The sequence below is a fragment of the Streptomyces xiaopingdaonensis genome (assembly GCF_000262345.1).
GTDB classification, from domain to species: Bacteria; Actinomycetota; Actinomycetes; order Streptomycetales; family Streptomycetaceae; genus Streptomyces; species Streptomyces xiaopingdaonensis.
Genome location: NZ_AJTQ01000335.1, coordinates 35,022 through 60,884, shown reverse-complemented (window position 1 = coordinate 60,884; position 25,863 = coordinate 35,022). Strand labels below are relative to the sequence as shown.

The 25,863-nt window shown below is 70.8% G+C and carries 17 protein-coding genes and 2 pseudogenes; 9 read left to right on the top strand and 10 right to left on the bottom strand.

All coding sequences use genetic code 11. The annotated features are described in order from the left end of the window. Positions 1-100: 100 nt before the first annotated feature. On the top strand, positions 101-1,294 hold the full coding sequence (locus UWG_RS33280) for a galactosyltransferase-related protein (protein ID WP_016910046.1): 1,194 nt from the start codon (positions 101-103) through the stop codon (positions 1,292-1,294). Here UWG_RS33280 and UWG_RS31830 read toward each other — a convergent pair. Genes UWG_RS31830 through UWG_RS31050 form a run of 3 tightly spaced genes read right to left on the bottom strand, consistent with a single transcriptional unit; the run spans position 1,278 to position 4,610 of the window. Continuing rightward, positions 1,278-2,243 (bottom strand): Gfo/Idh/MocA family oxidoreductase, encoded by a 966-nt coding sequence (locus tag UWG_RS31830; RefSeq protein ID WP_016910045.1) that lies wholly within the window; start codon positions 2,241-2,243, stop codon positions 1,278-1,280. The genes UWG_RS33280 and UWG_RS31830 overlap by 17 nt on opposite strands. Beyond that, a complete protein-coding gene (locus UWG_RS0125580; RefSeq protein ID WP_016910044.1) occupies positions 2,240-3,241 on the bottom strand; it encodes a zinc-dependent alcohol dehydrogenase in 1,002 nt (333 codons plus the stop codon). The genes UWG_RS31830 and UWG_RS0125580 overlap by 4 nt, the downstream gene beginning before the upstream one ends. After that, positions 3,210-4,610 carry an MFS transporter gene (locus UWG_RS31050; RefSeq protein WP_016910043.1) on the bottom strand — a complete coding sequence of 467 codons (1,401 nt, stop codon included), beginning with the start codon at positions 4,608-4,610 and terminating at the stop codon, positions 3,210-3,212. The genes UWG_RS0125580 and UWG_RS31050 overlap by 32 nt, the downstream gene beginning before the upstream one ends. 577 nt (positions 4,611-5,187) lie before the next feature. Between UWG_RS31050 and UWG_RS0125570 the strand changes: the two genes are divergently transcribed. From UWG_RS0125570 to UWG_RS0125540, 6 genes are all read left to right on the top strand, one after another. Further along, positions 5,188-6,252 (top strand): phytanoyl-CoA dioxygenase family protein, encoded by a 1,065-nt coding sequence (locus UWG_RS0125570; protein WP_029391770.1) that lies wholly within the window; start codon positions 5,188-5,190, stop codon positions 6,250-6,252. Continuing rightward, the gene (locus UWG_RS0125565; protein WP_016910041.1) at positions 6,234-7,568 is read left to right on the top strand and encodes a DUF6271 family protein; all 1,335 of its coding nucleotides are present in this window, start codon (positions 6,234-6,236) and stop codon (positions 7,566-7,568) included. Before UWG_RS0125570 ends, UWG_RS0125565 begins: the two co-directional genes overlap by 19 nt. Beyond that, positions 7,565-8,740 carry a type III PLP-dependent enzyme gene (locus UWG_RS0125560; protein ID WP_016910040.1) on the top strand — a complete coding sequence of 392 codons (1,176 nt, stop codon included), beginning with the start codon at positions 7,565-7,567 and terminating at the stop codon, positions 8,738-8,740. The genes UWG_RS0125565 and UWG_RS0125560 overlap by 4 nt, the downstream gene beginning before the upstream one ends. Further along, a complete protein-coding gene (locus UWG_RS0125555) occupies positions 8,737-9,276 on the top strand; it encodes a GNAT family N-acetyltransferase (protein WP_016910039.1) in 540 nt (179 codons plus the stop codon). The genes UWG_RS0125560 and UWG_RS0125555 overlap by 4 nt, the downstream gene beginning before the upstream one ends. 4 nt (positions 9,277-9,280) lie before the next feature. Beyond that, on the top strand, positions 9,281-10,495 hold the full coding sequence (locus UWG_RS0125550) for an MFS transporter (RefSeq protein WP_016910038.1): 1,215 nt from the start codon (positions 9,281-9,283) through the stop codon (positions 10,493-10,495). A 485-nt stretch (positions 10,496-10,980) separates the two neighbouring features. Continuing rightward, positions 10,981-11,508, top strand: a complete 528-nt coding sequence (locus UWG_RS0125540) for a hypothetical protein (protein WP_016910036.1) — start codon at positions 10,981-10,983, stop codon at positions 11,506-11,508. 126 nt (positions 11,509-11,634) lie between these two features. Here UWG_RS0125540 and UWG_RS0125535 read toward each other — a convergent pair whose 3' ends face one another. The 7 genes and pseudogenes from UWG_RS0125535 to UWG_RS31035 all read right to left on the bottom strand — a co-directional run bounded on the left by UWG_RS0125535 (position 11,635) and on the right by UWG_RS31035 (position 21,963). Next, positions 11,635-12,828: a cytochrome P450 gene (locus tag UWG_RS0125535; RefSeq protein ID WP_016910035.1), complete on the bottom strand. Its 1,194-nt coding sequence runs from the start codon at positions 12,826-12,828 to the stop codon at positions 11,635-11,637. A gap of 9 nt (positions 12,829-12,837) precedes the next feature. Then, a complete protein-coding gene (locus UWG_RS0125530) occupies positions 12,838-15,933 on the bottom strand; it encodes a non-ribosomal peptide synthetase (protein ID WP_016910034.1) in 3,096 nt (1,031 codons plus the stop codon). A gap of 130 nt (positions 15,934-16,063) precedes the next feature. After that, on the bottom strand, positions 16,064-16,822 hold the full coding sequence (locus tag UWG_RS31825; protein WP_016910033.1) for a class I SAM-dependent methyltransferase: 759 nt from the start codon (positions 16,820-16,822) through the stop codon (positions 16,064-16,066). A gap of 22 nt (positions 16,823-16,844) precedes the next feature. Continuing rightward, positions 16,845-18,071: a methyltransferase gene (locus UWG_RS34330; RefSeq protein ID WP_420235645.1), complete on the bottom strand. Its 1,227-nt coding sequence runs from the start codon at positions 18,069-18,071 to the stop codon at positions 16,845-16,847. A 114-nt stretch (positions 18,072-18,185) separates the two neighbouring features. Then, a pseudogene (locus UWG_RS34325) lies at positions 18,186-18,992 on the bottom strand (acyltransferase domain-containing protein); the annotation flags it as partial. A gap of 72 nt (positions 18,993-19,064) precedes the next feature. Then, positions 19,065-20,579: pseudogene (locus tag UWG_RS34320) on the bottom strand (beta-ketoacyl synthase N-terminal-like domain-containing protein); the annotation flags it as partial. Between the two features lie 208 nt (positions 20,580-20,787). Continuing rightward, complete coding sequence (locus tag UWG_RS31035; protein WP_237720290.1) at positions 20,788-21,963, bottom strand: MFS transporter; 1,176 nt, start codon at positions 21,961-21,963, stop codon at positions 20,788-20,790. Positions 21,964-22,628: 665 nt separating this feature from the next. Between UWG_RS31035 and UWG_RS31030 the strand changes: the two genes are divergently transcribed. Further along, positions 22,629-24,830, top strand: a complete 2,202-nt coding sequence (locus UWG_RS31030; protein WP_202800761.1) for a non-ribosomal peptide synthetase — start codon at positions 22,629-22,631, stop codon at positions 24,828-24,830. Further along, entirely contained in the window at positions 24,827-25,711 is an 885-nt protein-coding gene (locus UWG_RS31025) for a thioesterase II family protein (protein ID WP_078495736.1), read from the top strand. Before UWG_RS31030 ends, UWG_RS31025 begins: the two co-directional genes overlap by 4 nt. Positions 25,712-25,863: the final 152 nt, after the last annotated feature.

Below are 25,863 nucleotides of genomic sequence, written 5' to 3'. Positions count from 1 at the left end.
AGGCCAAACCCCCGCCAGCCGCGTCACCAACCTCCCCGAACAACACACCTAGGGCCCCGTGCACAGACACATCCCACCTCGTCACGATTGGAGTGCGGCCGTGACAGCGCCCGCCGAAGAGCACCACACCGTCGCTGCCCGCCGGCTGACGGCCTACGCCGTACTCGCGCACGATCCGGCCGTCCCCTCGATCGCTGCCGACTACTGGGAGAAGAGCACCGACCACTACCGCGCTGTCGACGGTGCGCTGCGCGCCTTCCTGGACCGTGCTGACGACACCGGACAGGCTCGCGCTGCCTACCGGTCGCTGACCGAGGACCCCGCCGACTGGCCCCGCCACGCCGCCCTCCGCGACAGCCTCCGGTCCCTGCTGGCGACCTGTCCCGAGGAGACGCGGGCACTCGCCGCCGAGGCTGCCGCGGCCGACCGGCACATCTGGATCGACTACCACCTCGGGGACCGGCACACCGGCCGCCTGCCCGCTGCGGAACCGCACCGCGCGGCCTCGGCCACCGCCCAGGCCGGCCCGGCGGAGGTCTGGATCGTCATCCCGTTCCGCGACCGCGAGGGCGGCGCCCGCACCTCCAACCTCCTCGCCTGTCTGCGTGCGTTGGCCGACCAGGCGGAGGGGCCGGGGCACCGGGTCATGGTCGTCGAGTCCGACGGCGCCCCCCGCTCCCGCGCGTTGATCGAGCCGCTGGTCGACCGCTACGTGTTCGCCCCGAAGCAGGGGACGTTCAACAAGTCCTGGACGGTGAACGTGGGCGCCGTCGACGCCCGCGCCGACTCGCTGCCCTACCTGTGCGTCCTCGACGCCGACATCCTCGTCGACCGCGCGTTCGTGGCACGCAACGTCGGCAGGCTGAGCAGCGGCACCCACGGCGCCCACCTGCCGTTCCGCTGGTCGCTCTCGCTCGACGCGGTCTCCTCCCGCAACGCCGTGGAACTGCGCACCGGGCAGGGCGCTGCCGACGTGCCCGAGGACGTGCTGCGGGGCCTGCTGCTGCGCGAGCCGCCCGGCGGCTGCGTCTGGCTCCGTACGGAGACCTTCCACCGGGTGGGCGGCTTCGACGAACGCTACGAGGGCTGGGGCGGCGAGGACGACGACTTCGCCGCGCGGCTGGCCGCGACCGACCGACTCGTCCGCTACGACGACCAGTTGCTCCACCTCGACCACCCCCGGCCACTGATGGTCCGCGACGACGGCACACCGTTCAACGCCCATGTGGAGCCGATGAGTTGGCGTCCCGGAACGGAGTACGGACTGCGGGACAAGTTCACAGGACCGGCGTGACGGGACGCCCGCCGGCCGAGTCGGAGCGGGCCGCCGCCACCAGGACCGCGTCGACGCGCTCAGCCTCCGTCAGCGGGCAGACCGGCGGAACACCGGCTGCCACCGCGGCGACGAAGTCGGCAACGAGCGGTCGGTGCGGGTTCTCGGCCGGCGGGAGGAAGAGTTCCACCACCCCGTCGCGGTCCGCCCGCCGGAGCCGTCCGCCGTCGAGGGGGTCGAGCACGACCGTCCGGAAGCCGCGCTCCACCACGAAGGAGTCGGTCGGCGGGCCGTCGCTCCACTCGAACAGGCAGTCCGCACGGTCGCCCTCCGGCCAGCGCATGCGGACCTCGGCGCGGCGCTCGGCACCGCCGGGGAAGCGGCCCGTCAGGCGGGCTCGGACCTCCGCCGGCGGCCCCAGCAGGGCCAGCAGCAGGTCGACGCGGTGGCTGCCGGCGTCCGCGAGCACACCCCCGCCGCTGACCCGCACGTCGGTGCGCCAGTACATCGAGTGGTCAGGACCGGGGGCGAAAGGCATCCGGAAGCGCACCTCGGCGCGGACGGGACCGGTCCCGGCCTCGGCCAGCTCGTACGCCATGCGGCGCACGGCGGGAGCGAGCCGCCGGTAGTACGCGACGCCCGCACCGCCACGCGCCGGCAGATCGACCCCGGCGCGCGGGACGGTTCCGCACAGCGGCTTCTCCACCAGCACCGGCAGCCCGGCCGCCATCGCCGCCTGGGCGAACGGGAGATGGAGGCTCACCGGTGTGGCGACGTACACCGCGTCCGTCCCGGTGAGCAGCACAGCCGGGTCGTCGTCCGCGCGGTCGACGCCGTGCAGCGACGCCTGCTCGGCCGCCCGCCGGCGGTCACGACCCCACAGCGCCACGGGTTCCTCGCCGAGGGTGCGCAGAGCGGGGAGTACCCGTCGTGCGACGACGTCGCCGTATCCCGCGACGCCCCACCTCACGGAACGATCGCCACCTTCAGCGTCTCGGCGGGCGGGCCGGAGTACGGAGCCGGCTCCCCGTCCGGGTGCAGCACGCGGCTCGCCGAGAGATGTTCGACAGCCGACGGCAGATCGGTCAACGCATAGGTATGGGTGTGCAGTTCACCGATGCGCAGGTTCGCCCACCTCTCGCCGACCAGGCGCTCGGCCACGGCCATCGCCGAAGCCTTCGCGGTGTCCTCCGGCTCCGCCGAGCTGTGCACCCGCAGGCCCTTGCGTTCCCAGGTGACCAGGTCGACCGTGACGTGCGTGTCGACGTGGTGCGTGCCGAGCATGACGACGAGACCGTTGCGCCGTACCAGACCTACACAGGCGTTGAGAGTGGTGGGCGTGCCCACCGCGTCGACGGCCACGTCGAACTCCGCTCCCACGGCGGCAAGTTGGGCGGCGGAACCGTCCACCTGACGCACCGAGTCGGCACCGGCCAGTCGCGAACGCTCCAGCCGCCAGCCGTCCACGTCGACCGCTGCGACCTCCGCAGCCCCGCGTTGCCGCGCCACGCGCAGGGCCATCTGCCCGACCGGTCCCTGCCCGACGACGGCCACCCGGTCGCCGAGGCGGACGCCGCGGGTGGCGTGCACAGCCAGTGGCAGCAGTTGCAGGATCGATCCCTGCTCGAACGGCACGTGGTCGGGCAGCATTCCGACGGATATTTCGCGGGCCAGCGCGAACTCGGCGTAACCGGTGGTCAGCGGGGTGCGGACGAAGACGCGGCTGCCGGGACCCACCCGCGTCACCCCAGGTCCCACGGCTTCCACGACCCCTGCCACTTCGTGCCCGAAGCAGCCCTGGGCGCAGTGTTCGCGTGCACCGAACCAGTGGTAGTAGGCAAGGTCGCTGCGGTTGCACACGGAGCACGAGCGGACCCGTACGAGCACTTCGGAGGGGCCGGGCCGAGGAACCGGCGCGTCCGAGGCGAGCCTGATGTCACGTCGGCCGATGAGGTCGTAGCGGAGCATGGTCGGTCTCCTGGGGTGCGTCGATGCGTCGGGCGGTGAGGCAGGCGACAACGGTCGTGGCGACAGCCGCTGCGAAAACGGTGGTGAACGCCGTGGTGCCCGTGGACAGTGCGTTGAAGAGGGCGCCGCACACGCCGATGAGCAGGACGCTGCACAGGCTGTCGGCGAGTTGGAGGGCGGCCGTGCGGGCGCCGTGGAGCCCGGTCGGGGAGCGATCGAGAACGAGGACGCCGATACCGGGCAGGAGCAGCCCCATGCCGAAGGCGGAGACGACGAACCCCGCGGGCGCCGCCACCGGGTGCAACTCGCGCGCCACGCCGACCATGACCGCCGCGACCCCTGCCGTGTGCGTCAGTGCGCCCAGTTGCACGACCCTTGCGCGGGGCAGACGGAGACCGGGCCGGCCTTGGAGCCACGAGGCTCCGGCCCAGCTCAGCGACGCGAACGTCAGGGAGGCCCCGGCCTCCGTGGGCGTCCAGTGGTGGGCCTTGACCAGCAGAAGCGGAATGTACGACTCAACAACGAAGTAACCCGCGGCCGCAAAGCCCCGCAGCAGCACCAGGGACGGAACACCCCGCCGGGCTCGCAGGGTCCCTGCGGGCAACAGGCGCGGCAGGCACGCGGCCACGGCGACGAGCGCGGCCACCGACAGCCCGGCGGTGAGGGGCGACGGCCGGGAACCGGCGTACTGCAGCACGCCGACGCCCAGGGCGACGAGGACGGCGGGGATCAGCCGACTACGGCCGGGCGGTGCCGACTCGTGCGCGCGCAGGCCGGAAAGCGGACGCCTGAGCAGGCCCAGCGTGCCCAGCGCGAGGACGGCGATGCCGTGGAAAACCCAACGCCACGACAGGTGTTCAGTCACCGCTCCGGCGACGAAGGGGCCGATCATCGACGGCAGCACCCAGCAGGCCGTGACGAGCGAGAACATACGGGGACGCAGCGCGCTCGGATAGCCGTGCCCCACGACCACGTACAGCGTGACCGTCAGGGCTCCGCCGCCGAGGCCCTGGAGGAACCGGCCGACGAGGAACATGGGCATCGACAGGGCGGCTCCGGCGAGTATCGAGCCGGTGACGAAGCACAGGCCCGATACGAAGAGCGGGGTCGCAGGGCCGCGTTGGTCCGCCCACCGGCCGCCCAGCACAGTGCCCACGAGGCTCGCGGTGAGGTAGCCGCCGAACGCCACCGCGTACCACGGCATCCCGTCGAGGGATTGCGCGGCCACGGGCATGACCGTGTTGAGTGCGAACGCGGCGGAGGCCAGGAGCACGAAGGCGGCGGCAACGGGAAGCGTCCGGGACCGGTGGGTGTCCGAGAAGAGGCCCGCTGTCCGGGTCCGGTCGGCGTCACCGTCAGCGGCAGTCATCGTCCGACGGCTCGAGCGTCGGTCGTCGATGGGGTGTTGGTGGCGTGGGAGGTCATGCCTGCCTTCCGGGCCGGTGGCCGGCCATCGTCAGATCCTCGGCCGGCCGGCTCGCATGTCTTCCTGGTCTCGGCCAAACAGCACACCCCCTGCTCCGACGGTCAGTACCACCCGCTTCCCTGCAGCAGGACCGGACTCCGCCCCGACGCGGCAGCCGGGTCGCCGGCCGGTGCCGGGCGCGGAGCCCGCGCCGGCGGGCTGACGGCGCCACGAACGGCCAAGGCTAGCGCCGAGCAGTCGCGCCGGTTCCCAACTCCCCGAAAACGGGGGCGTGTTGCTGCCGACCTGGAGCGGCGAGCGGGTTGACACGAGCCATTGGTCCAGTCCACCTTTACTGAGCTACGGTCACGACGCGAGGGCCCCGGGAAGAAGCGGAACCGGGTCCTCTTCCGACGTGCGCTACTCGAAGTCTGCTGCGACCGCCGAGAGAGCGCCGTGGCTGCGCTCCGGCTGGGGCCCGGACGTTCGCGCCCGCGTGCAGCCGTCACCTCCCGCACCGAGCTTTGGAGTACCAGTACGCATGTCAACGGCATCCCCCTATCTGCACCGCGCCGCTTCCGACCTCCCTTATTTCAGCTCTGACGGTGAGACATACCTGGCCCCGACACGACTGCGCGACCTGGAGAAGTCACGGCCCCTCAGAGTGCTGTCACAAGAGGACTTCACTTTCTGGCAGACCTACGGCTACGTTGTGGTCAAGCGGGCGATCGAGCCGGAGGCGGCGAAGCGCCTGCTGGATTTCGCGTGGGATTTCCAAGGGCTTGATCCTGACCGTCCCGAGACGTGGTACGAAGAGCAGGAGTACCGCTCGGAACTCGACAGGGAGCTGCACATCTACGGCTTCGTCGAGGCCTATCACCACCAACTTCTGTGGGACAGCCGCCAGACCCGGCGTGTGTACGACGCGTTCGTCGACGTATGGGACTGCGAGGAGTTGTGGGTGACTCTGGACCGGATGAATCTGAACCCGCCGAATTCGGGGACCCGGGACCGTTCACTGATCGAGTCCCGTGAGCGCGGCTTCGACATCGAACTGCACTGGGACGTCGACACCACGCTGGCAGTGCCCCCGCAACGGGTTCAGGGCATCGTCGCACTCAACGACACCGGTCCCGAGCACGGCGGCTTCCAGTGCTGTCCCGAACTCTTCCGCACGCTCGACCGATGGGCGGCGCTCCAGCCGGACGATCGCGATCCGATCCGGCCGGCGATCGACCGGAACGAACTCCCCGTGGTCCGGCCGGACTTGCAGGCCGGAGACCTGCTGATCTTCAACGGCCACCTGGCCCACGGCGTCGGCCCGAACCGCACTTCGGACGGTGTCCGAGCGGTGCAGTACCTGGCGATGATGCCTGCTCTCGACGGCCACGCGGAGCTCCGCCGCTCCCGCGTCGATTCCTGGCGCAACGTCACCACGCCGACCTGGAACGGCACCTTGCTCGGCGACGCGTTGCGGCCGGAGTCCGAGCGGTACGGGCCCGCGGCGTTGAGCGAACTCGGAGAGAAGCTTCTCGGCCTGCGGTCCTGGCACGGGCAGGACTTCGACGAAGCGGCGGGGGAGGCAGAATGCAGCGCATCTGCCTGACTCTTCCGACCAACCGCCCGTGCGCCGAGAGCATTGCCGGCCTCGGCCAGGAGGCGGCCTACGCCGTCGACAACCACCCCGTGGAAGTCCACCTCCTGATCCTCGACTCCTGCGACGCATCGGTGTACGCCCAGCACGCGGAGGCCGTCCGTGCCCTGCCCCGGCACCCCCGCATCACCGTCCACCACCTGAGCGAGTCCGAGCAACGGGACTTCCTGGAACGGGTGATCGGGAGAACCGGTACCGCGGAGCCGGGTCGGCTTCTCGAGCTCATGCTCCCGGAGCGGGTGTCGTACGGCGCCTGTACCAACCGGGCCTTCCTCATCGCCTTCGCGCTCGGCTGCACTTCCGTGCACCGCAGGGATTCCGACAGCAACTACCAGAGCGGCCCGAACGGCGAGGCCGTCTTCCCCGTCCACCACGAACTCGCCTGCATCGGCAAGCAGGCCGCGGACGTGGCGGACGTGGTCTCGGAGACAGTTCTGGCCGAGGAGAATGCCGGTCGGCGCGTAGCGATGGTGGGAAGCTCCTTCGTGGGCGAACCGTCCGTGGACATCGACGAGATCGCGCGCGTCGATCCGGACGCCTATCAGGAGATAGTCAGCCTGTGGGCGCCGAGGGACTGGTCGGCCGCGCAGAAACGGCAGCTCGTCGAGGAATCCTTCCGCGGTGCGGGTCAGGAGCTGTTCGCGCAGGACCACTCGTTGCTCACCTTGGTCGATCCCATGCGCGTCGACATGTGCAACATCGCATTTCACGGCGTGCATGCCCAGGTGCCGTTGCCACCCGCGACCGACACGATCGGCAGCGACTACTTCCTTGTCCACCTGGTGTACAACGCCGCACTCCCCGGCGTGCTGCACAACCGCAACATCGTCAACTACTACACGCCCGAGCGGAGAACCAGCGCTGGATTCGTCGCGTACCAGGGCCGTTTCGTGAAGTTCCTCCTCTCCATGCTCTATTTCAACTTCCTCTACGACCGGCTGGCCGAAGCCGGTTCCTCGTTGCTCGACGAGCGGCTGCGGGTGCGCGCCACTGCCGTCGCCGAGTTCGCACGGCGGAGTACGGAGCTCGACCAGGAAGAGAATCGCGAGCGGCTGGACCGGATCGACGTCGCCTACCGAAAGCTCGGCGGAAAGTACGCGGACTTCGCCGATGCGCTGGCGTCCCGGCGGACGAGCCTGCTCGAGGAAGTCCGCGACGACATCCGTGATTTCGCCGTCCTGACGGAAGCGTGGGGCGCATTGGTGGGCGCCGCGCGCGACACGGCCTTGTACGGTGCGGAGCCCGGTCCCCGGCGGGCGGTCCTGTGACCGACGAGCGCCTTCTGCCGTCCGCCCGGAGCGAAGAGCCCGGGGACGACCGGATCGTATTCGACCTGGACGGCGTGCGGGAGCGGTACGAGACCCTGTGTCGAGAACTGCCCGGTGTCGACGTCCGCTTCGCCATGAAGGCATGTCCGGTCGACGGCGTACTCGCCGGCCTGACCGGACTCGGCTCCGGCATCGACGCGGCGAGCGTGCCCGAGGTGGAGCAGGCGCTGCGAGTCGGCGCCTGGCCCGCCCGCATGCACTACGGCAACACGGTCAAGTCGGATCAGGACATGGCCGACGCGCACCGCTTGGGCATCAGGGACTTCGCCACCGACAGCCTCGAGGACGTCGAGGCCCTGGCACGCTGGGCTCCCGGGGCGCGGGTCTTCTGCCGGTTGGCCACCACCGGTGACGGAGCCCTGTGGGGCCTCAAGCACAAGTTCGGCTGCTCGCCCGAGAGCGCCGTGCGCATCCTGAGGGCAGCCGAGGCCGGCGGCCTGGTCCCCTCCGGCCTCTCGGTGCACGTCGGCTCACAGCAGATGAACCCCGACGCCTGGACCGACGCCTTCGAGCGGCTCGACACGGCTATGCGGGCCCTTGCCCGACACGGAATCGTCCTGAGCCACGTCAATCTCGGCGGTGGGCTCCCCGCGCTCAACTACCTCGACCGACACGGGAATCCCCTGCACCCGCCGATCGAGAAGATCTTCCACGTGCTTCGCGAGGGGACGGCGGGACTGCGCCGGATCCACGGCGAACACCTCAAGACCGTCATGGAGCCGGGGCGGTACCTGGTGGCCGATCACGGCACGATCCACGCGCGCGTGATCCGGATGACGGAGCGCCACCTACCGGACGGCGGTCGGCAACGGTGGCTGTATCTGAGCGTCGGCAAGTTCAACGGCCTGTACGAGATGGACGCGCTCCAATACCGCCTCGTCTTCCCTTCGCACACCGCACAGCGGACGGTACCCGCGGTCGTGGCGGGGCCCACCTGCGACAGCGACGACGCCTACCCCTCCGCACACGGGCTGGTCCGGGTGCCGGAGGACCTGCACTCGGGCGATCCGGTGGAGATCGGGTCCTGCGGCGCGTACGCGGTCAGCTACATGACCGAGGGCTTCAACGGCTTCGTACCGCTGCGCCGCACCTGTACGGGCGGCGACTGGTGAGCAACGTCGCGCCGATACGCCGGATACAGGCCCGGGACTGGGACTCCATCGCGGAGATGGAGTTCATGGCCTACGCGGAACTGGGCCTGTCGGAGGGGCGGAAGATCCTGCGGTCCCGGGCGCGGCTCTCCCCGGAAACCTGCTTCGTGCTCGAAGCCGACGGCCGGGCGGCCGGCTACCTGCTCGCCTTCCCCTACCCGCCCGACCGCTGCCCGGATCTGCGGCAAGAGGCGGCAACCGCCTTTCCGTCGCGCAACCTTCACCTGCACGACCTCGTCGTCGCCGCCTCGCTGCGGCATCGGGGTATGGCCCGGCGGCTGCTGGGACACCTCGTCAGGACGGCGGAGTACCTCGGGTACGAGCAGCTGTCGCTGGTCGCGGTCGGCGGAAGCGAAGGGTTCTGGACAACCCGAGGGTTCACGCCGCGACTCGGAGTGGTCACCACGGGCGGTTACGACTCCGACGCCGTCTACATGCTGGCACCGCTGCCGGCCCATGCCCCAAGTCCGCCTCTGCAGCAGCATGAATCGAGATAGCCCCGTGTCGAGACTCCACGACCCGTTCCGCCGGGGCCAGTTGGCCGCGGCAGCGCTCTTCTTCTCCCTCGGTTTCCAGTACGCCACCTGGGTCTCTCGTCTACCGGCCCTCAAGACGGACCTCGGCCTCACGCTGGCGGAGGTGGGGGTCCTGCTGATGGCGGCCGGCGTCGGCGCTTCGGTGTCGTTCCCGCTGGTGACATACCTGATGGGACGCATGGGATCGCGGCGGCTCTCGCTCTGGTCGGCGCCGGCTCTCGCCGCGGTCCTCCTCGCACTGGTCGCGGCGCCGAACTACCCCGCCGCGCTCGTGGTGCTCTGCGTGGACGGCGTACTCGTCGGATGCCTGAACACGGCGATGAACGCCCAGGGCGCAGCCCTCGAAGCACGCCACGGACGCGCCACGATGGCGAAACTGCACGCCACATTCAGCGCGGGGTCCGCGCTCGCGGCACTCCTCGCCTCCGGGGTGCACGTGGTGACCCCGTCCGTCGTCGCCCACTTCGCCGTGGCGGCCGCCCTTCTCGCGCTCCTCGCGGTGGGCGCGCGCGGCGGGCTGCTCGCCGACGACAAGCCCTCGGGGTCCACGCGGAAGAACCCCCGCACCGCCTGGAAGATGCCCCACCGCGTGACGTTGTGGATGTGCTGCGCCATGGTCTTCGGCACCGTCACCGAGGGTGCCATGAACGACTGGTCCACCCTCTACCTCAAGGACGTCGCGAGAGCCTCGGGGGAGATCGCCTCCCTGGGCATCGCCGTCGTATCGGGCATGATGCTGCTCGCCCGGCTCTTCGCGGACGGTTGGCGCAGCCGCTGGGGGGATGGCCGCGTCGTCCTCCTGGGCAGCCTACTGGCGTGTGCGGGGCTCGCCTTCGCGCTGGTCACCGGGGGTGTGGTCACCGCGCTCATCGGGTTCGCCTGCGTCGGTCTGGGGATCGCAGCGGTGACGCCTTGCGTCTACGTGGCAGCCGCGAAGCAGGACTCGAACGCACTGCCTCTGGTGGCTGCCATGGGGACGACGGGTCTGTTGGCCGGCCCGCCGCTCATCGGCTTCGTGGCGAACGCGAGCAGCCTCGTGTGGGGTATGGCGCTCGTTTCGTTGTCCGCGCTCGTCGTGGCCGTGAGCAGTACCCGGATCGGCTGGGAGGCGCGCGAGGTCGTGCGGGACGCCGGTGACGACGGATCGACCTCCGACGAAGCCGTCCGCCGCAGTCGGTGAACCGGCTCGGGGAGAAGCTGCCGTACCTCCAACTCCGTGTGTACGCGGGACAGTTGTACTTTGACTCCACGCGCGTCACCGGCAGTGGCATCCTGGTGCGCGTGCATGACGGCCATGGCTGCGCTCGTCGGTGCTCCCTTCCGATGCTCACCGCGGAGGCCGCGACCGGATGATGCAGGAGATCGCCCCCTCGCGGAGCGGAGACCGGAGGACCGGGAGAAAGAGTGGGACCGCCACGCTCACCGAGCCGTCTTCGGTACGGACGGGGCCGCGGAGGACCGACTCCGCGTTGTCGTACGGAGCGGCCTCGCCGAGACCGGCAGCGAGCGGCTCGCCGAGACCGTGACCGAGATCCTCGGGGCCTCGTGGTCCACCCCGACAAGCCGTGCGACGAGCAGCAGTTCGACGCCCGCCCCCCTTCGCCGGCTGTATCCCGTGCCGCACCGCGCGCGAGGCGAGACAGCCCCGTTTCCGAGGAGTGCCGCATGTCCTCATACTCCGACTTCCGCCAGCGGTTGGCCGCCGCCGATGCGCGCATCGCGCTCGGCAACCACGAGCGCGCGGCCGGCGCGGACGAGCGGGCCCGCGTCATCGACTCGGAAGCCACCCGCCGCGGCAAGACGGGAACCGCCGAACTCGCCGAGGTGCTCGGCGTCTCCGTCGGAGCGATCCGCGCCATTCGCGCGCGAGCCCGCCGGGGCCCCGACTCCGCTCGCACCCTGCCGAGCGAGACCCTGGAGCTTCTCCTGGCGGCCGAAGCGGCCACGCTTCCGCCTCTCGCCCGTGCGCAGTGGACGGCGCTCGCTCGGCTGATCAGGCGCACCCTCATCGATGTCTCCTGGATCGAGCGGCCCGGCCTGCTGCTCGCCGACGAAGTGGAAGCCGAGCTGGGCGAGGAGTTCGACCCGGCTGCCCTCGCCCGGGCGTGCCGCGCCTGGAGGCGCACGCAGGCGCTCGCGGTCATCGACGCCTGCCAGCGCGACAACCTCGATGCCTTGCCCACCTCGGAGTGAGCCCCGTGGACGTCGGGCTCAGCGCCCCCGACGCCCGACGGCCTGCCCGACGGAGCGGTGGGAGCGGCACGTTGTGCGGGACGAACTGCCCGGCCCCGGGGCGGACCTCCGTGCCGCCGCCGTACGTCACCGAGGGACGATGCGTACCGGCAGGCTCTCCAGGCCGTTGACGACGATCGAGCGGACCGGGACAGCGGGCCCCGCCTGCTCCACGCGCACGGCCATGTCCAGCAACTCCCGGAACAGCACCCGCATCTCCGTCCGGGCCAGCACGGAGCCGAGGCAGAAGTGCTCTCCCGAGCCGAGCGCGAGGTGGCGATTGGGCCGCCGTGCGGGGTCGAAGCGGTCCGGTTCCGCGAAGACCTGCTCGTCGCGGTTGGCCGACGGTATCCACAGCATGAGCCGGTCGCCCGCTCCGATCGGCTGCCCCGCGACGGCCGTCGGTGCCGTGGCCACTCGCATGACCACGTTGGCGCTGGACGTCCAGCGCAGGATCTCTTCGACCGCCCGCGGCAGCAGCGCGGGATCGGCAGCCAGCCGCTGCCACTCGTCGGGACGCTCCAGGAGCGCCAGCATGCCGCCCGACGTCGCCAGCCGGACGTTCTCCGTACCGCCCACGAGCAGGTTGTCGCAGTTGAGGAGGATGTCGTCCTCGGAGAGCAGCTCGCCCTCGACCGTGCGGTTCGCCAGCATGCTCACGAGATCGTCGGCGGGCTCCTCCATGCGCCGGTACATGAGCTCGACGAAGTACTGCATGATCTCCTGGTGCGCCGCGCTCTGCGCGACGGGGTCAGCGGTGCCGAACGCCACGCCCGCCAGTTGGAAGAGCGTTTCGCGGTCCTCCGCGGGAACCCCCATGAGACGGCAGATCACGTAGAGGGGCAGTCTGGCGGCGACGTCGGTGACGAAGTCGCACGTGCCCTCGCTGATGGCCTTCGCGATGACCGAACGCACCACCTCGCGCATCGACTCCTCCAGCGAGCGGGTCGACCTGGAGGTGAACCAGTCCGCGACCACGGCACGCAGCCGCCGGTGGCGCGGCGGGTCGGTGAGCGCCAGCGTCCGGCCGCCGCCGGGGTCCTGCCCGTGGCTTTCGGGCCGCAGCACGATGCCCTGTGCGGAACTGAACGTACCGGGGTCCCGGCAGACAGCCCGGACATGCTCGTAGCGAGTGAGGGACCAGAAGCCGGGCAGCGCGCCGGGTTCGTGCCAGTGCACAGGCCGTTCCGCCCGCATCCGGCGCCAGAGCGCGTGCGGATCGCCGGTGGCGTGCAGTTCCGGATCGAGCAGTTGTTCCGGGGTGGCAAGGGCCAGAGTCATCGTTTTTCCTCAGGTTCGGGTGCGCAGGAGGTCGACGAAGCGCTTGAGCAACTCGTGGGCGGTCTGTTCGCAGAGCGCATCCGGACGGAAGGTGAGTACCAGCCGGACGCTGCCGTCGGGTCGGGGCCAGGCTTCCGTGTGTGCCTCCAGGGGCAGTTGAAGGTAGGGCTGCCGTACGAAGCGGGTACGTACACCGTCGAGTCGGAGCGTCGCCGCAGTGTTGTCCTGGAGGACGAAGAGGGTCTGGAAGAGGGGCGGCCGGGCGCTTCTGCGCGGCCTGACGAGGTCGAGGATCTCCGACAGCGAGAGGTCCTGAGCCCCGAACGCCCGCTCGACGGCGCGGCCGGTGGCCGGCACGGAGTCGTCGTCGCTCAGCGCGGAGCCCCGCAGCCTGATGCAGACGGTCTCCACATGGCAGCCGATGGCGTGCTCGAGACCGCTGTCCGCCCGCTGAGCCACGGGCACGCCGACCGCGAAGTCTCGCTGCCCCGTGACCGCGGCGAGAGTCCGCGCATAGGCGGAGAGCAGCAGCACGAAGCGGGTGACACCGGCACCGGCGGCACGGGCATCGAGCGCGGCGAGCTCGGAGGGAGAGAGCAGAGCCTCGACTCTGCGCGGCGTGCGCTGCCCGGCGGGGGGCGGCGGACCGGGCCAGCGCACTTCGGGCACGTCCGCCAGCTCCTCCCGCACGGAGGAGCGCTGTGCCGCCAGATCGGCCCGCGTGCGGCGTGCGGTGCGCCGTTCCCAGGCTTCGGCCAGGGACGGGGGCGCCTCGGCCGGATGTCCGGCACCCCGGGCCACTGCGTTGTAGCCGGCGGCCAGTTCCTCCGCCAGCAACGCCTCCGACCAGCCGTCGAAGGCGATGTGGTGGACCACGATCCCGAGGACCGCCGTGTCCTTCGGAGCGACGGGCGCGAGGACCGCACGCCAGACCTCTCCTTCGGTGATCTCGAGCTGGTCGGAGAGTTCGGTCCGCAGCGCTTCGACCGCCGCTGCTGCCGAGGGCTGTTCGTCGAGGAGCTCCAGGGCCGGCGGCTCGATGGCCACAGGGCGCGCGGACGGTGGCGAGGTGTTGAGGTACGCGCTGTGCAGCGGCTCGTGCCGGCGGTGCACGTACGCGAGCGCGGCAGCCAGCGCCGCACGGTCCAGCGGGCCACTGCACGTCCAGGTGAGCATGCAGTACGCGGTCCGGTCGGGGGGATCGAGCAGATGGCGGGTGAGGTGAACCGTCTGCATGGGCGTCAGCGGGACGGCGTCACTCCGGCGGGCCTCCGCCGCCGGCGCGTCCGGAGCTGCCAACTCCGCGTTCGCCGCCTGCGGTTGCACGGCGATCCACGCGGACACCCCGGTCACCGTAGGGGCCTTGTAGAACTGTGAGAGGGGGACGGGGAAGCCGAGACGCGCCGCGAGCCGAGAGCACACCCGCCCGGCATCGAGAGACGTTCCACCGAGTTCGGCGAACGGTGCCCCGTCCGCGACGTCCTCCGCGTTCAGGACGGCCGCGAAGGCCTCGCGGACCAACCGGACCGTTCCGTCCTCGCCTGCGCTTGCTTCCGGGGGCGCCGCGGGCGCCGTGCGGGCACGGTCAGGAGGCGGAACGTCCGCAACAAGAGGGAGCAGACGCCCCTCGTCGAGCTTGCCCGTCGACGTCAGGGGGAACGCGTCGACTCCTACCACCAGGTCCGGCCGCTGGTACGACACGAGGGCGGCGCGCAGCCTGTCCGGCGCCTCCGTCAGCGGATCGCCGGGGGTCCTCGGCACGCAGAACGCCAGCAGCCCCTCGGCCGTCCCGTCCGCGCTGCGGCGCGCAACCACCCGGCAGGCACGCACCGAAGGAAGCAGCGCCTCGATCTGCTGCTCTACTTCGGCGGGCTCGATCCGGTGGCCCCTGACCTTCAGTTGACGGTCGGCCCGGCCGCGGTAGTGCAGCACACCGCTGTCGTCCCAGTACCCCAGATCGCCGGTGCGGTACGTCCGTTCGCTCCTCCCGCCGACGGTCGTCGGCGGGAAGGCGGACCGGTCGATCCGCCCCGCGTTCAGGTACCCCAGGGCCAGCCCCGCCCCGGTGACGCAGATCTCGCCGGTCTGCCCCACCGCACACGGTGCGCTCCCGTCGAGGACGTGGATGCCGGTGCCGGGAACCGGTCGGCCGACGGGGATGCCGTCGGGGTGCGCGCAATCGGCTTCGGAGACGTCGTGGGCGGTGGCGAAGACCGTGCTCTCGACGGGGCCGTACCCATTGACCAGGCGTACGTCGGGGTGCCGACGTACGAAGGCTCGTACCCGGGGGACCGACAGCCGTTCACCGCCCGTCATCACGACCCGCAGGCCCGTGAAGGCTTCCGGGTCCTCGTCGACGATCATGTTGAAGAGGCTGCTGGTGAGCCAGGCCGTCTGCACCCCGTGCCCGGCCACGGAGTCCCGCAGTGCCTGAGCCGAAAGATACGGCTCCTCGACGATCACGGAAGTGCCGCCGTTGAGGAGCACGGCCCAGAGTTCCAGGGAGAAGGCGTCCCAGGGGAGAGAAGCTGCCAGAGGCATCACCGTCTCGGGACCGAACGGCAGGAAACCCTCCGGGTGGAAGAGTCGCATGGTCGCGCGGTGCGGCGACACCACGCCCTTGGGGGCGCCCGTGGTGCCGGAGGTGAAGAAGACGCAGCAGGGTGCGGTGCCGGCGACGCTCGCCGCCCGGAAGCCCTCGGGAGGGGACACCTCACCGTCCGGGGGGACCCAGGTGGGCAGATCGGTTCGCTCGGTGCCGTCCTGGTTCGTCACAAGTACGGGGGCGCCGAGTTGGCGAGTCACCTCCTCGATCCGCGGGTCGGGCCAGGCCGGGTCGCACAGGGCGTACGCCGCGCCCACCTTCAGCACCGCCAGTACCGCGGTGACGAGCTCCGTGCCCCGTGGCAGCAGGACCGGTACCAGCGAGCCCTGCTCGACGCCGGCTTCGGCGAGCTGGGCCGCCCACGCGTCTGCCGCGGCGTCCAACTCCCCGTACGTCATGCGGCGGTCGCCTTGAACGAGAGCGACCGCGGACGGACGCAGCCGCGCGATGTCGGCCGCCTTCTCATGGACGCCTTCGACCGACCGGTGCGACGACCGCACCGGGGGCCCATCTGCTTGCTTCTGCACGGACCGTCCCGTCTGTGAGGGAGTTGCGTCGTCGGGTGGGGAGCGCGCGGTACTCGCGGCGGTGGTGGCGGCTTTGCAGGCCGTCACCACCGGTTTCGGCGAGTCAGGCGCGGATCGCGGTGACCATGACCCTGGGTACGGTCTCCAGCGGCCGGGGAGCCTCCAGCGCCTCGTCCACGAGCACTTGGCACGCGCTCTCGCCCATCTCCCGTGCGAGTGCGTCCCGTTCGTCGAGGATGCGCGCGTACACCATGAGCTGGCGCTCGGTCGAGCCGGTCACCTCGGCCGTCCCGATGTCCCGGAAACCCGCGGGTTCGAGGAACCACGCGTAGTCGAGATGCTGCGGCGCCCACGTCGTGAACACCAGCGGACTTCCCGGGCGCAACAGTCGGGACAGCTCCGCGAAGGCGGCCGGTTTGTTCAGCACCATCCACAAGGCGTCGATGCTCATCGCGCCGTCGAATCCGCGCTCGGGCAGTCCGGTGTCCGTCGCGCTGGCGACGAGGAAGGAGGCGGGAGGAGCGTCCGCGAAGGAATTCGCGAACCGCGCCGCCTCCTGGACCGCCTCGCCGACGATGTCGACGCCTGCGAGCGAGGCAGCCAGCTCCCTTGCCACCCAGAGCCCCGGACCACCGCAGCCGCATCCGACATCGACGAGCCGGGACACGCCGTACTTCCCCAGGAAGCCGGCGCAGGAACGGAGATCGCTCCTCGTGACGAAGCCGAACGGACGCACGTCGTCCGGGTATTCGTCCCCGTAGACCTCCCGGTAGATGGCGCGCAGCGTACGGCTTTCCCGTTGGTTCGCCAGCACGGGGCGGTAGCGGTCCTCGTGCACGGTGATGGACTCGGTATTGCTCACAGCGCCTCCTGCCTTGTGCCGATCACTTCTTGGTCGCCCGCAGCGAGTACATGAGCGGCACCCGGGGCCGGCCGGTGGGCAGACGGAAGGCACCGTCGGCATGTGCCTCGAGGGCGGGGAACTTCTGGAAGACCGTGCTGTCGTGTTCGTGCAGGAAGTCGACCTTCATCCCCGCCGTCACAACGGCCGAGACGACGTCGCCGAGTCCGTGCTGGAACGCGACGGCCCGGGTGTTGCGCGTCGACGCCTCGGTGTCCGCGTAGGTGCCGCGCATGTCGCCCACGAGCGGTCCGTTGCCGAAGTAGTCGTGCGTGACCGTTCGGCCGTCGGGCGCGAGGGTGTCCGCGAAGGGATGGAACTCCGAGAGATAGAGCATGCCGCCGGGTGCCAGCAGCGAGGCCACCGTCTCGGCCCACTGCTGCATGTCCGGCAGCCAGCACAAGGCTCCTACACCGGTGTAGACGATGTCGTACGCACCGGTGCCGAGCAGGGCGCCCGACTCGTAGACGTCGGCGGTGACGAACCGGGCATCGAGCGACAGCTCGGCAGCGAGTTCGCGCGCCTGCTCGACAGCCGGAGCCGAGAAGTCGAGCCCCGTCACCCGGGCCCCGCGACGTGCCCACGCCAGCGTGTCCAGCCCGATGTGGCACTGCAGGTGGGCCAGACGCTTGTCGGTGACGTCGCCGACTTCTCCGGGCTCGAACTCGCGCAACGGGTCGACGCCGCGTTTGAAGCCCTCGACGTCGTAGTACTCGCTGGCGGTGTGGATGGGCACCCGCTCGTCCCAGAGGGCCCGGTTGAGGTCGAGGTAGTCGGCTTCCTCGTCCGTTTCGCCCGCCAGCAGAGCCGCCACCACCGCGCGCTGGCCGCCGAGCGTACGGGCGGCGAGCATGTCGCGGACGGGGATGTCGAGGCCGAGCTCCCCCGCGACGTCGGCGGTGATGCGGGTGATCAGGAGAGAGTCACCGCCGAGCTCGAAGAAGTCGACGTCGTCCGTGAGATCGGACCGACCGAGGTGCGCCGACCAGGCCCGGGCCACCGTTTCCCGCGGGTCCGTGGAAGCCCTGCTCTCCGCGGCCGGCGCGGCGGCCGCAGGCGCGGGTGTCGCCGACGGTGCCGGGGCGGTGGTCGGCACCTCGACCGGCAGGGCCTCGGGTGCGATCCAGTCGGGACCGGCGAACTGGTAACCGGGCAAGCGGGTCGGGCGGCCGTCCTCGCAGAGCACCGCCGGGTCGACGGGCTGCCCCATGACCCACAGCTCGCCCAACGCGGCGAGCGGCCCCGTGCCCGGACTTCCGGGCCGCGCGGCGGCAAGCGGAACGGTCGTCAGGCCGACGGACTCCGCCAACGCCGACAGCGTCCTGCCGGGACCGACCTCGACGGTCACGGCGTCGGGGTGGGCCGCGAACACCGAGGTGAGCGCGTCGTGGAACCTGACCGTGCGGCGGGCCTGCTCGGCGAACATGTCGGGCTTGATCTCGGCACCCGCGGGGACGAGCCGGCCGGTGGTGTTGGTCGCGAGCGGCAGGCACGGAGGCGCGAGCCGGACGTCGCGCAGCGCGGTCTGCAACTCGGGGATCGCGGGCTCCACGAGGGCTGAGTGGAAGGCGTTCCCCGTCCGCAGCCGTTGGCGGACGATCCGGTCGTCGAGCCGGGAACCGAACGCCTCGATCGCGTCGACCGGACCGGCCACCACGCAGTTTTCCGGGCCGTTCACCGCGGCCAGCTCGAGTCCGGCGCCGTACTCGTCGATCAGCTTCGTCGCTCGGGCCTCGTCGCAGTGCAGGGCGAGCATGGCGCCGGACGCGCAGCCCTGCATGGCGAGTCCGCGGGCGGTGACGAACCGGGCGGCGTCGGTCGGCGTGAGAACTCCCGCGAGGGTTGCAGCGGTGATCTCCCCGAGGCTGTGCCCGACGAGTACGGACGGGGCGATTCCCAGCGCGGTCAGCGCAGTTGCCGCCGCGTACTCGACGGCGAACAGGGCCGGTTGCGCGAGTGCCGTCGACTCGAGTTCCGCGGCCGGGAAGTCGGCGTCCGTCAGCGCTCGGCGCAAGGTCGCCGCCTGCTCGTCGGGGAAGGCGGCAAGGCAGGTGTCCAGCGCTTGCGAGAAGCCGGGGAGGGTGTCGAGAAGAGGCAGGGCCATGCCGGGCTGCTGGGTGCCCTGTCCCGGGAAGAGGAAGATCACGGGGGCCGGCTCTCCTGCCGGAGTGCCGTGCACGGCGCCCTGGCCCGCGCTGAGGCGCTCGGCCACCTGGGTGCTGGTGCGCCCCGTCACCGCACGGCGACAGGGCAGTTGGGCGCGGCCGGTGGCGAGTGTACGAGCGACGTCGGCCAGGCTGGCCCCGTCCTCGCCGAGATGTGCCGAGAGCCGCGCGGTGGAGCGCTGCAGGGCCTCGGGCGTCCCGGCGGACAGCACGACCAGCCGCTCGCGCGCGTCCTCCGTGTCTCGGTCGGCAGCGGCCTGCGGGGCTTGCTCGACGATGACGTGGGCGTTGGTGCCCCCGATACCGAACGAGCTGACTCCGGCGCGGCGCGGTGCCGGCCCTGTCCAACCAGCCGCCTCGACGGGTACGTACAGAGGAGAATTCGCCGTCTCCAGAAGGGGGTTGAGCTCGCTGAACCCGGCGACGGGCGGCACCGTGCCCGTCTTCACCACCAGCAGCGCCTTGAGCAGCGAGGCAAGGCCGGCCGCCGCGTCCAGGTGCCCGATGTTGGCCTTGGTCGCTCCCAGGGCCACTTGGCCGGCGCCTGCGCCCATGCCGTGGAGGGCAGCGGAAGCCGCCGACCACTCGATCGGGTCGCCTACTGACGTGCCCGTGGCGTGCGCCTCCAGATAGCCGAGGGAGGAGGCGTCGACCTCTCCGTTGCGCAGCGCGGCGCGGATCACGGCTTCCTGACCGCGGCCGGAGGGTGCGTTGTAGCCGGCCTTGTCGGAGCCGTCGTTGTTGATTGCCGTACCGACGATGACGCCGTGCGGCTGCGGCCCCGAGGCGAGAGCGTCCGCCAGCGGGCGCAGCACCAGGCACACCACCCCGGAGCCGGCCACCGCGCCGTCGGCGTTCGCGTCGAAGGGCCGGCAGACTCCGGAGGCGGAAAGGATGCCGCCCGGCACGTAGCGGTGGCCCGCCTGCGGGAAGTCGACTCCCGCGGCCACCACGACGGCCTGGTCGCAGTCGCCGTTGAGCAGTGCCTGGACGGCCGTATGGACGGCGACGAGAGAGGAGGAACAGGCTGTCTGCACGGTGAGCGCAGGACCTGTCAGCCCGAGCCGGTACGCGATCCGGCTGGCCAGGTAATCGGGCTCGGTGCCGCGCAACGCCTGTTCGAGCGCCGCGGGAGCCAGTCCGCCCGCGCTCAGCATGCGGCGAAGGTAGGCGCTGCCACTCGCGGAGGCGTAGACGCCCGTGGGGCTCGTGGCGTTGAGAGGGGATACGCCCGCGTCTTCCAGAGCCCGCCACGCGGTTTCCAGCATCAGGCGCGCCTGGGGGTCCATCAGTTCGGCGTCCCGGGGAGTTATGCCGAAGAGCTCGTTGTCGAAATTGTTGGCGTCCGCCAGATAGCCGCGGACGGGGACATACTGCGGGTCGTCGACCAACTCGGGTTCCACACCGGCGTCGAGCAGGTCGCTTCTCTCCAGACGCCGGGTCAATATCCGGCCGGCCTGCAGAGCGGCCCACCACTGATCGAGGTCTTCGGACTCCGGAAAGCGGGCTGCCATACCTGTGACGGCCACGTCGAGAGAGCGATCACGGGTCATTTCGTCGCCTCCTGGCAGGGGTGCTGCGGCACTCGCGTGAGTTCTTTCCGGCCTGCTGGCGGGAGTTGGGGGAGGGCAATGCTCATACTTCCTCCGGCGAAAGCGTTGGGGTCACGTGGAGTGGACGGCCCCCGGAACGCCCCAGCGGCTCCGGCCGGTCGGGAAGCGGAAGCCGGGGAGTGTTGCTCCGAGGCGGAAGGGAAGGGGGTCAGGGGGAATCCGCGACCGGTCCGGCGCGCCGTACCAGGCCCCAGACGAGTGCCACCGCGGTCAATGCCGTGAAGCCCGTTCCCGTCAGCACCATGCCCGTCCAGCCATGGACTTCGTAGGCGGACGCGGCGGCGAGCGAACCGATGGCACCGCCGGCGAAGGACGAGAGCATGAAAATGGTGTTCAGTCGAGCCGCGGTCTCCCCGCCGAGCACGAAGATGCGGGCCTGGTTGGCGATTTGGCTGGCGCTGGTACCGAGTGTCAGGAAGTTGCTGCCGATCACGAGGGCGACCATCGAGTGTCCGAATAAACCGAACGAGGCGAATGCCGCACCGATACAGGCAAGTGCCCACGCGTTGACCGCGGTCGGCCCGTATCGGTCGTTGAGCCGGCCCGCGTATGCGGACATCAGTGCCACGGGGAGCGTGAACAGGCTGAAGAGACCGACGAAGCCGGCCCCCCGATGGAACGGAGCGCCGGCTATGTGGAACGAGAGGATGGCCCAGAAGGCGTTGTAAGCGGCGAGCACCGTTGCCCCGAGGAACGCGGCCAGGCGCACTTCACGATGGGCTGCGAGCAGTCCGGGCAGGCTTGCCAGCAGTCGGTGATACGGCATTCGGTTGCCCTCGCGATGGAGCCGCTCCGGCATGCAGCGCGGGAGAACGAGAACGAGAGCAGCGGTGAGGGCCGCCGCGACCAGGTACGCCGCGCGCCAATTGCCGGCCGCGTCGGAAATCGTCCCGGACACCGTGCGCGAGAGTGTCGAGCCGAGGGTCAGTCCGAGACTGATGAGGCCGACGACCTGGCCGCTGCGTTGCGGACCTGCCATGGCGGCCGCAACGGGCGTGATGACCTGCGGCACCACCGTGGCTGTGGAGACGGCAAGGGTGGCGACCGTGAGGGTGAGCAGGTTGGGAGCGGCCGCGGCGACCAGCAGCGCGACGCTGGTGGCGGTGAGCAGCGCAGTGGTCAGCCGCCGGACCCGGGCGACGTCGGCGAGCGGCACGATGAGCAGGATGCCGATCGCGTAGCCGATCTGGGCTGCGGAGGCTATGAGACCTGCGCTGTTCTCCGAGATGTCGAGGCTGCGGGCGATCGCCTCCAGGAGAGGCTGCGGATAGTAGATGTTGGCAACCGTGACAGCCCCCGCGACCGACATGACCAGGACGTTCACTCGCCTGGCAGAAGGCTGGGCAAGGGTGGAGCCGCGGGAGGCGGAGGGGGAAATGGGCAAGACAGCTCCCTCTTGGCGAAACCGTGCCGACCTGCTCGTTCGGTGCGACCTGTCCCGACGCTAAGACCTCCTTGCCAGTCTTGGCAAGAAGCTGGCACTGGCTTGCCAATATTGCGAAGAATACTTGCCCAGCCTTCTGCCGGAGGGCTACTGTCGCCGCACGCTGTCACTCCGCTCACCCACCCACCGACCGTCAGTAAGGAGTTTCCATGGCATGCTCTCTCCCCGCGTCCGACGGCCGTGACCTGCGCGATGCCTGCGGTGCGCATCCGCTCGGCCTTGCCGAGACCGACTCCTCAGGCCCGGTACGGCGCACGACCGCGCTGCTCCCGACCGACGTGCGTGTTTCCCCGCAGGCCACTGCCGATCGGCACGGCTGCACGGTGCACTCCGTCGGCCTCGCGGCACTCGCGATCGTTCTCAGCCGCCGCGCCGGTCACGCCCTGACTGTCACCGACACCCTCACCACTGACACGACCGTTGCCGTCCCGGTGGCCGTGCGGTTGCCATCAGGCAGCACATGCACGGACCTGCTCACGGAGGTCCGATCCGCGTACGAGAACGGTGGGCCCAGGAGCGGCGGCCGGCCCGCCGAGTGGTCGGACATGCCTGCTCGGCGAATGCTGCTGCGGCACACGGCCGACGGAGCCGGTCCGCTCCCGCTAGGCCCCGGCGACGAGTACGAACTGGTGGTGGATCTCAAGGAGCGCGGGAATGCGGTCGAACTGTCCGCCGAGTACGACGGCTTGCGGTACCCCGAAGCCGATGTGCTGCGCTTTCTCGGGGAAATGCAGGCGGTGCTGAGCGCGCTGGCCAACGCGGAGAAAGACTCCCCGGTGGACGACATGCAGTCGGTCGTCGGCGCTGAGCGGGCCGAGTTGCTCGCCCTCGGGCGCGGCTCCGCACTGCCGGCTGCTCCGCTGGAGCCGGTGCACGTCGCAGTGCACCGGCAGGCCGCTGAGAATCCGGGAGCCGTAGCCGTCGTGTCCGGAGGCGACCGGCTCGACTACGCCGGGCTCGACGGGTGGGCCGAGGCTCTGAGCAAACAGCTCCAGGCACTCGGCGTGGGCCCCGGCGACCGGGTCGGAGTGCTCGCGGAGCCCTCAGTCGCGATGATCGCGGGAGTGCTGGGGGTCCTGGACGCCGGAGCCGCCTACGTGCCGGTGGACCCGTCCCAGCCCGACGACCGCGTAACGGCGGTGTTCTCCGACGCCCAGGTTTCCGCCGTGCTCACGACGGCCACTCTCCGGGACCGCGCCTCCGGGCTCGGCCTGCCCGCCGTCGACCTCGACGGGACCGCCGGAGAAACGGCAACCCCCACGCCCGTGAGCTGCGGCGCCAACGACGCCGCCTACTTGATCTACACCTCCGGTACCACAGGCGAGCCCAAAGGCGTGGTCGTCGAGCATGCCCAGCTCGCTGCCTCGACGTCGGCCCGGCGCAGCGTCTATCCGGGGCGTCCGGTGTTCCTGCTGGTGTCTCCGCTCGCCTTCGACTCCTCGGCGGCGGGCATCTGGGGCACTCTCACCGCGGGTGGCCGGATCGTGGTCGCGCAGCAGGACGAGGTGCGGGACACGGAACGCCTCGTGAAGCTCGTGGAAGAACACCGTGTCACCCACCTCTTGTGCGTCCCCTCGCTGCACAGCGTGCTGCTGGACGCGGCCGAATCGCTGGGCGCCCATCGGTTGCGTTGCCTGGACACGGTGGTCGTGGCGGGCGAACCGCTGACCGGGAACCTGCTGGAGCGCCATTTCGGACTGCTCGGCGAGACGGCCTCCCTCGTCAACGAGTACGGGCCGACCGAGACGACGGTCTGGGCCAGCTACCGCCTCTTCGAGCAAGCAGCGTCCCCGGACATCGGCGGACCGGTTCCTGGCGCCGCTCTCTATGTCCTGGACGACGACCGCCGCCTGCTTCCCCGGGGAGTGACGGGCGAACTGGCCGTCGGCGGCGCGGGCGTGGCCCGTGGCTACTTCGGCCGGCCCGACGCCACCGAACGCGCCTTCGTCCGCGATCCCTTCGCCGGTGACACGCACGCGCGGATGTACCTGACGGGGGACCTCGTGCGCTGGAGCGCCGAAGGAACGCTGCAGTTCCTCGGCCGCCGGGACCACCAGGTCAAGATCCGTGGCCATCGCATCGAAATCGGTGCGGTGGAAGCGGCGCTGCACGGCCTCCCCGCGGTCCGTGACGCCGCAGTGGTGCTGGACGACAGCCGCACCTCGCTCGTGGGCTTCGTCTCGGCTCGGCACTCCACGACTCAGGAGGACATGCGCACGGAACTGGCGCGCACCCTGTCCGCTGCGACGATCCCGGCCCGAATCCATCTCCTCGACCGCCTCCCGCGCACCGCCAACGGCAAGGTCGACCGGGCGGCCCTGAGCGCGATGGCACGTGACGCGGCAGCGCCCGCTGCACGTCGGCAACCGCCGGGCGACCGGACGGCCGCCGCGGATCTGACGGCCCGCGTCGCCACGGCATGGGGCGAAGTGCTCGGCATCTCGGAGGTCCCGTCCACCGTCAACTTCTTCGATCTCGGCGGACATTCGCTGATGATGTTCCGGCTCCAGGACGCTTTGGAAGCACAGACGGGCGTACGTCCCTCGCCCGTCGACCTCTTCCGGCACACCACGGTCGCCGCCCAGGCGGCCCTGGTGCGTGAAGGCGGTGACGGCGCGGGAAGCGCCGCCCCGGAACCCCGCAGCCGAGACAGGCGGGCCCTGGCTCTTCAGGCGCGCAGGAGGCGCGCCTCGCGTACGGACGACGCGAGTGACGGTGCGTCTCCGGTCGGCAAGGCGCCGCGATGACTTGGCTGCAGTGTCTGCGGTCGGACCCGCGCGCTCGGCGGCGACTCGTCTGCTTCCCGCATGCCGGAGGTTCCGCCTCCTACTTCCGTCGCTGGGCGTCCGAGCTGCGCACCACGGAAGTGCACGCGGTCTGCTACCCGGGTCGGGCCGCCCGGATCGGGGAAGCCCCGCCGGCCGGCGGCCTGACCGGGATGGCAGCGGAGATAGCCACGGTCGTCGAGCAGCAGTCCGACGAAACGCCGTTGGTCTTCTTCGGGCACAGCATGGGAGCACTGGTGGCCTTCGAGGCCGCCCGGCGGCTCGAAGCCCGTGGAATCGCGCTCTCGCATCTGCACGTTTCGGCATGCCCCAGCCCGCGTTCGAGCCGGGTGCGGCCCGCCGACCTCGACGAGGACACGGACGCTGCCGCCGCGAGGCTCTTGTCCCTGGGCGGCACGGACGCTGAGCTTCTCTCCGACCCGGCCTTCAGACAACTCGTCATGCCGTACGTCATCGGCGATTTCCGCATGCTGAGCGCCTACGAGTACCGCCCGGGACCGCCTCTCACCTGCCGGGTCAGCGCCGTCGTGGGTGACGCGGACCCCTCGGTGAGTACCGCCCAGTCCGCTGCCTGGAGAGCGGAGACGAACGGCCCGTTCCGGCAACTGACCGTTCCGGGCGGCCACTTCTACCTTGCTGACAGGGCCCCCGGTCAGCTGCTCGAAGGAGGTACCGTGACCGGCTCCGCACGGGCCGGGGGCGTCGGAGTTCCGGTTGCGGATCAGCAGGGCCGGGGCGGGCCGACGGAAACCCGGCCGGGCGCGGAGCTTGACGGCGCGGCAGGCGAAGAGGCCGTTGCGCACCCCGGTGTTCGGGAGTACGGGCAGGCAGGGCTGCGGTGAGCGTCTTGCGGTGGGCTGCGAGACATGCGGTCGACGGGCCCGTCGACCGTCCGTCCCTCGGCCGCCGCCGGACGTACGGCGAGGCCCCCGGGACTCCCCAGCGGTGAGAGCCCGACTCTGCCGCCGACGTCGGGCGTCAACCTCGCGGCGAC

Coding starts and splice junctions, on each gene's coding strand:
- UWG_RS0125580 (WP_016910044.1), bottom strand. CDS start 3,241: ATGCTCCGCTACGACCTCATCGGCCGACGTGACATCAGGCTCGCCTCG.
- UWG_RS31050 (WP_016910043.1), bottom strand. CDS start 4,610: ATGACTGCCGCTGACGGTGACGCCGACCGGACCCGGACAGCGGGCCTC.
- UWG_RS0125570 (WP_029391770.1), top strand. CDS start 5,188: ATGTCAACGGCATCCCCCTATCTGCACCGCGCCGCTTCCGACCTCCCT.
- UWG_RS0125565 (WP_016910041.1), top strand. CDS start 6,234: ATGCAGCGCATCTGCCTGACTCTTCCGACCAACCGCCCGTGCGCCGAG.
- UWG_RS0125540 (WP_016910036.1), top strand. CDS start 10,981: ATGTCCTCATACTCCGACTTCCGCCAGCGGTTGGCCGCCGCCGATGCG.
- UWG_RS0125535 (WP_016910035.1), bottom strand. CDS start 12,828: ATGACTCTGGCCCTTGCCACCCCGGAACAACTGCTCGATCCGGAACTG.
- UWG_RS34330 (WP_420235645.1), bottom strand. CDS start 18,071: ATGGGGCAGCCCGTCGACCCGGCGGTGCTCTGCGAGGACGGCCGCCCG.
- UWG_RS31030 (WP_202800761.1), top strand. CDS start 22,629: ATGCCTGCTCGGCGAATGCTGCTGCGGCACACGGCCGACGGAGCCGGT.
- UWG_RS31025 (WP_078495736.1), top strand. CDS start 24,827: ATGACTTGGCTGCAGTGTCTGCGGTCGGACCCGCGCGCTCGGCGGCGA.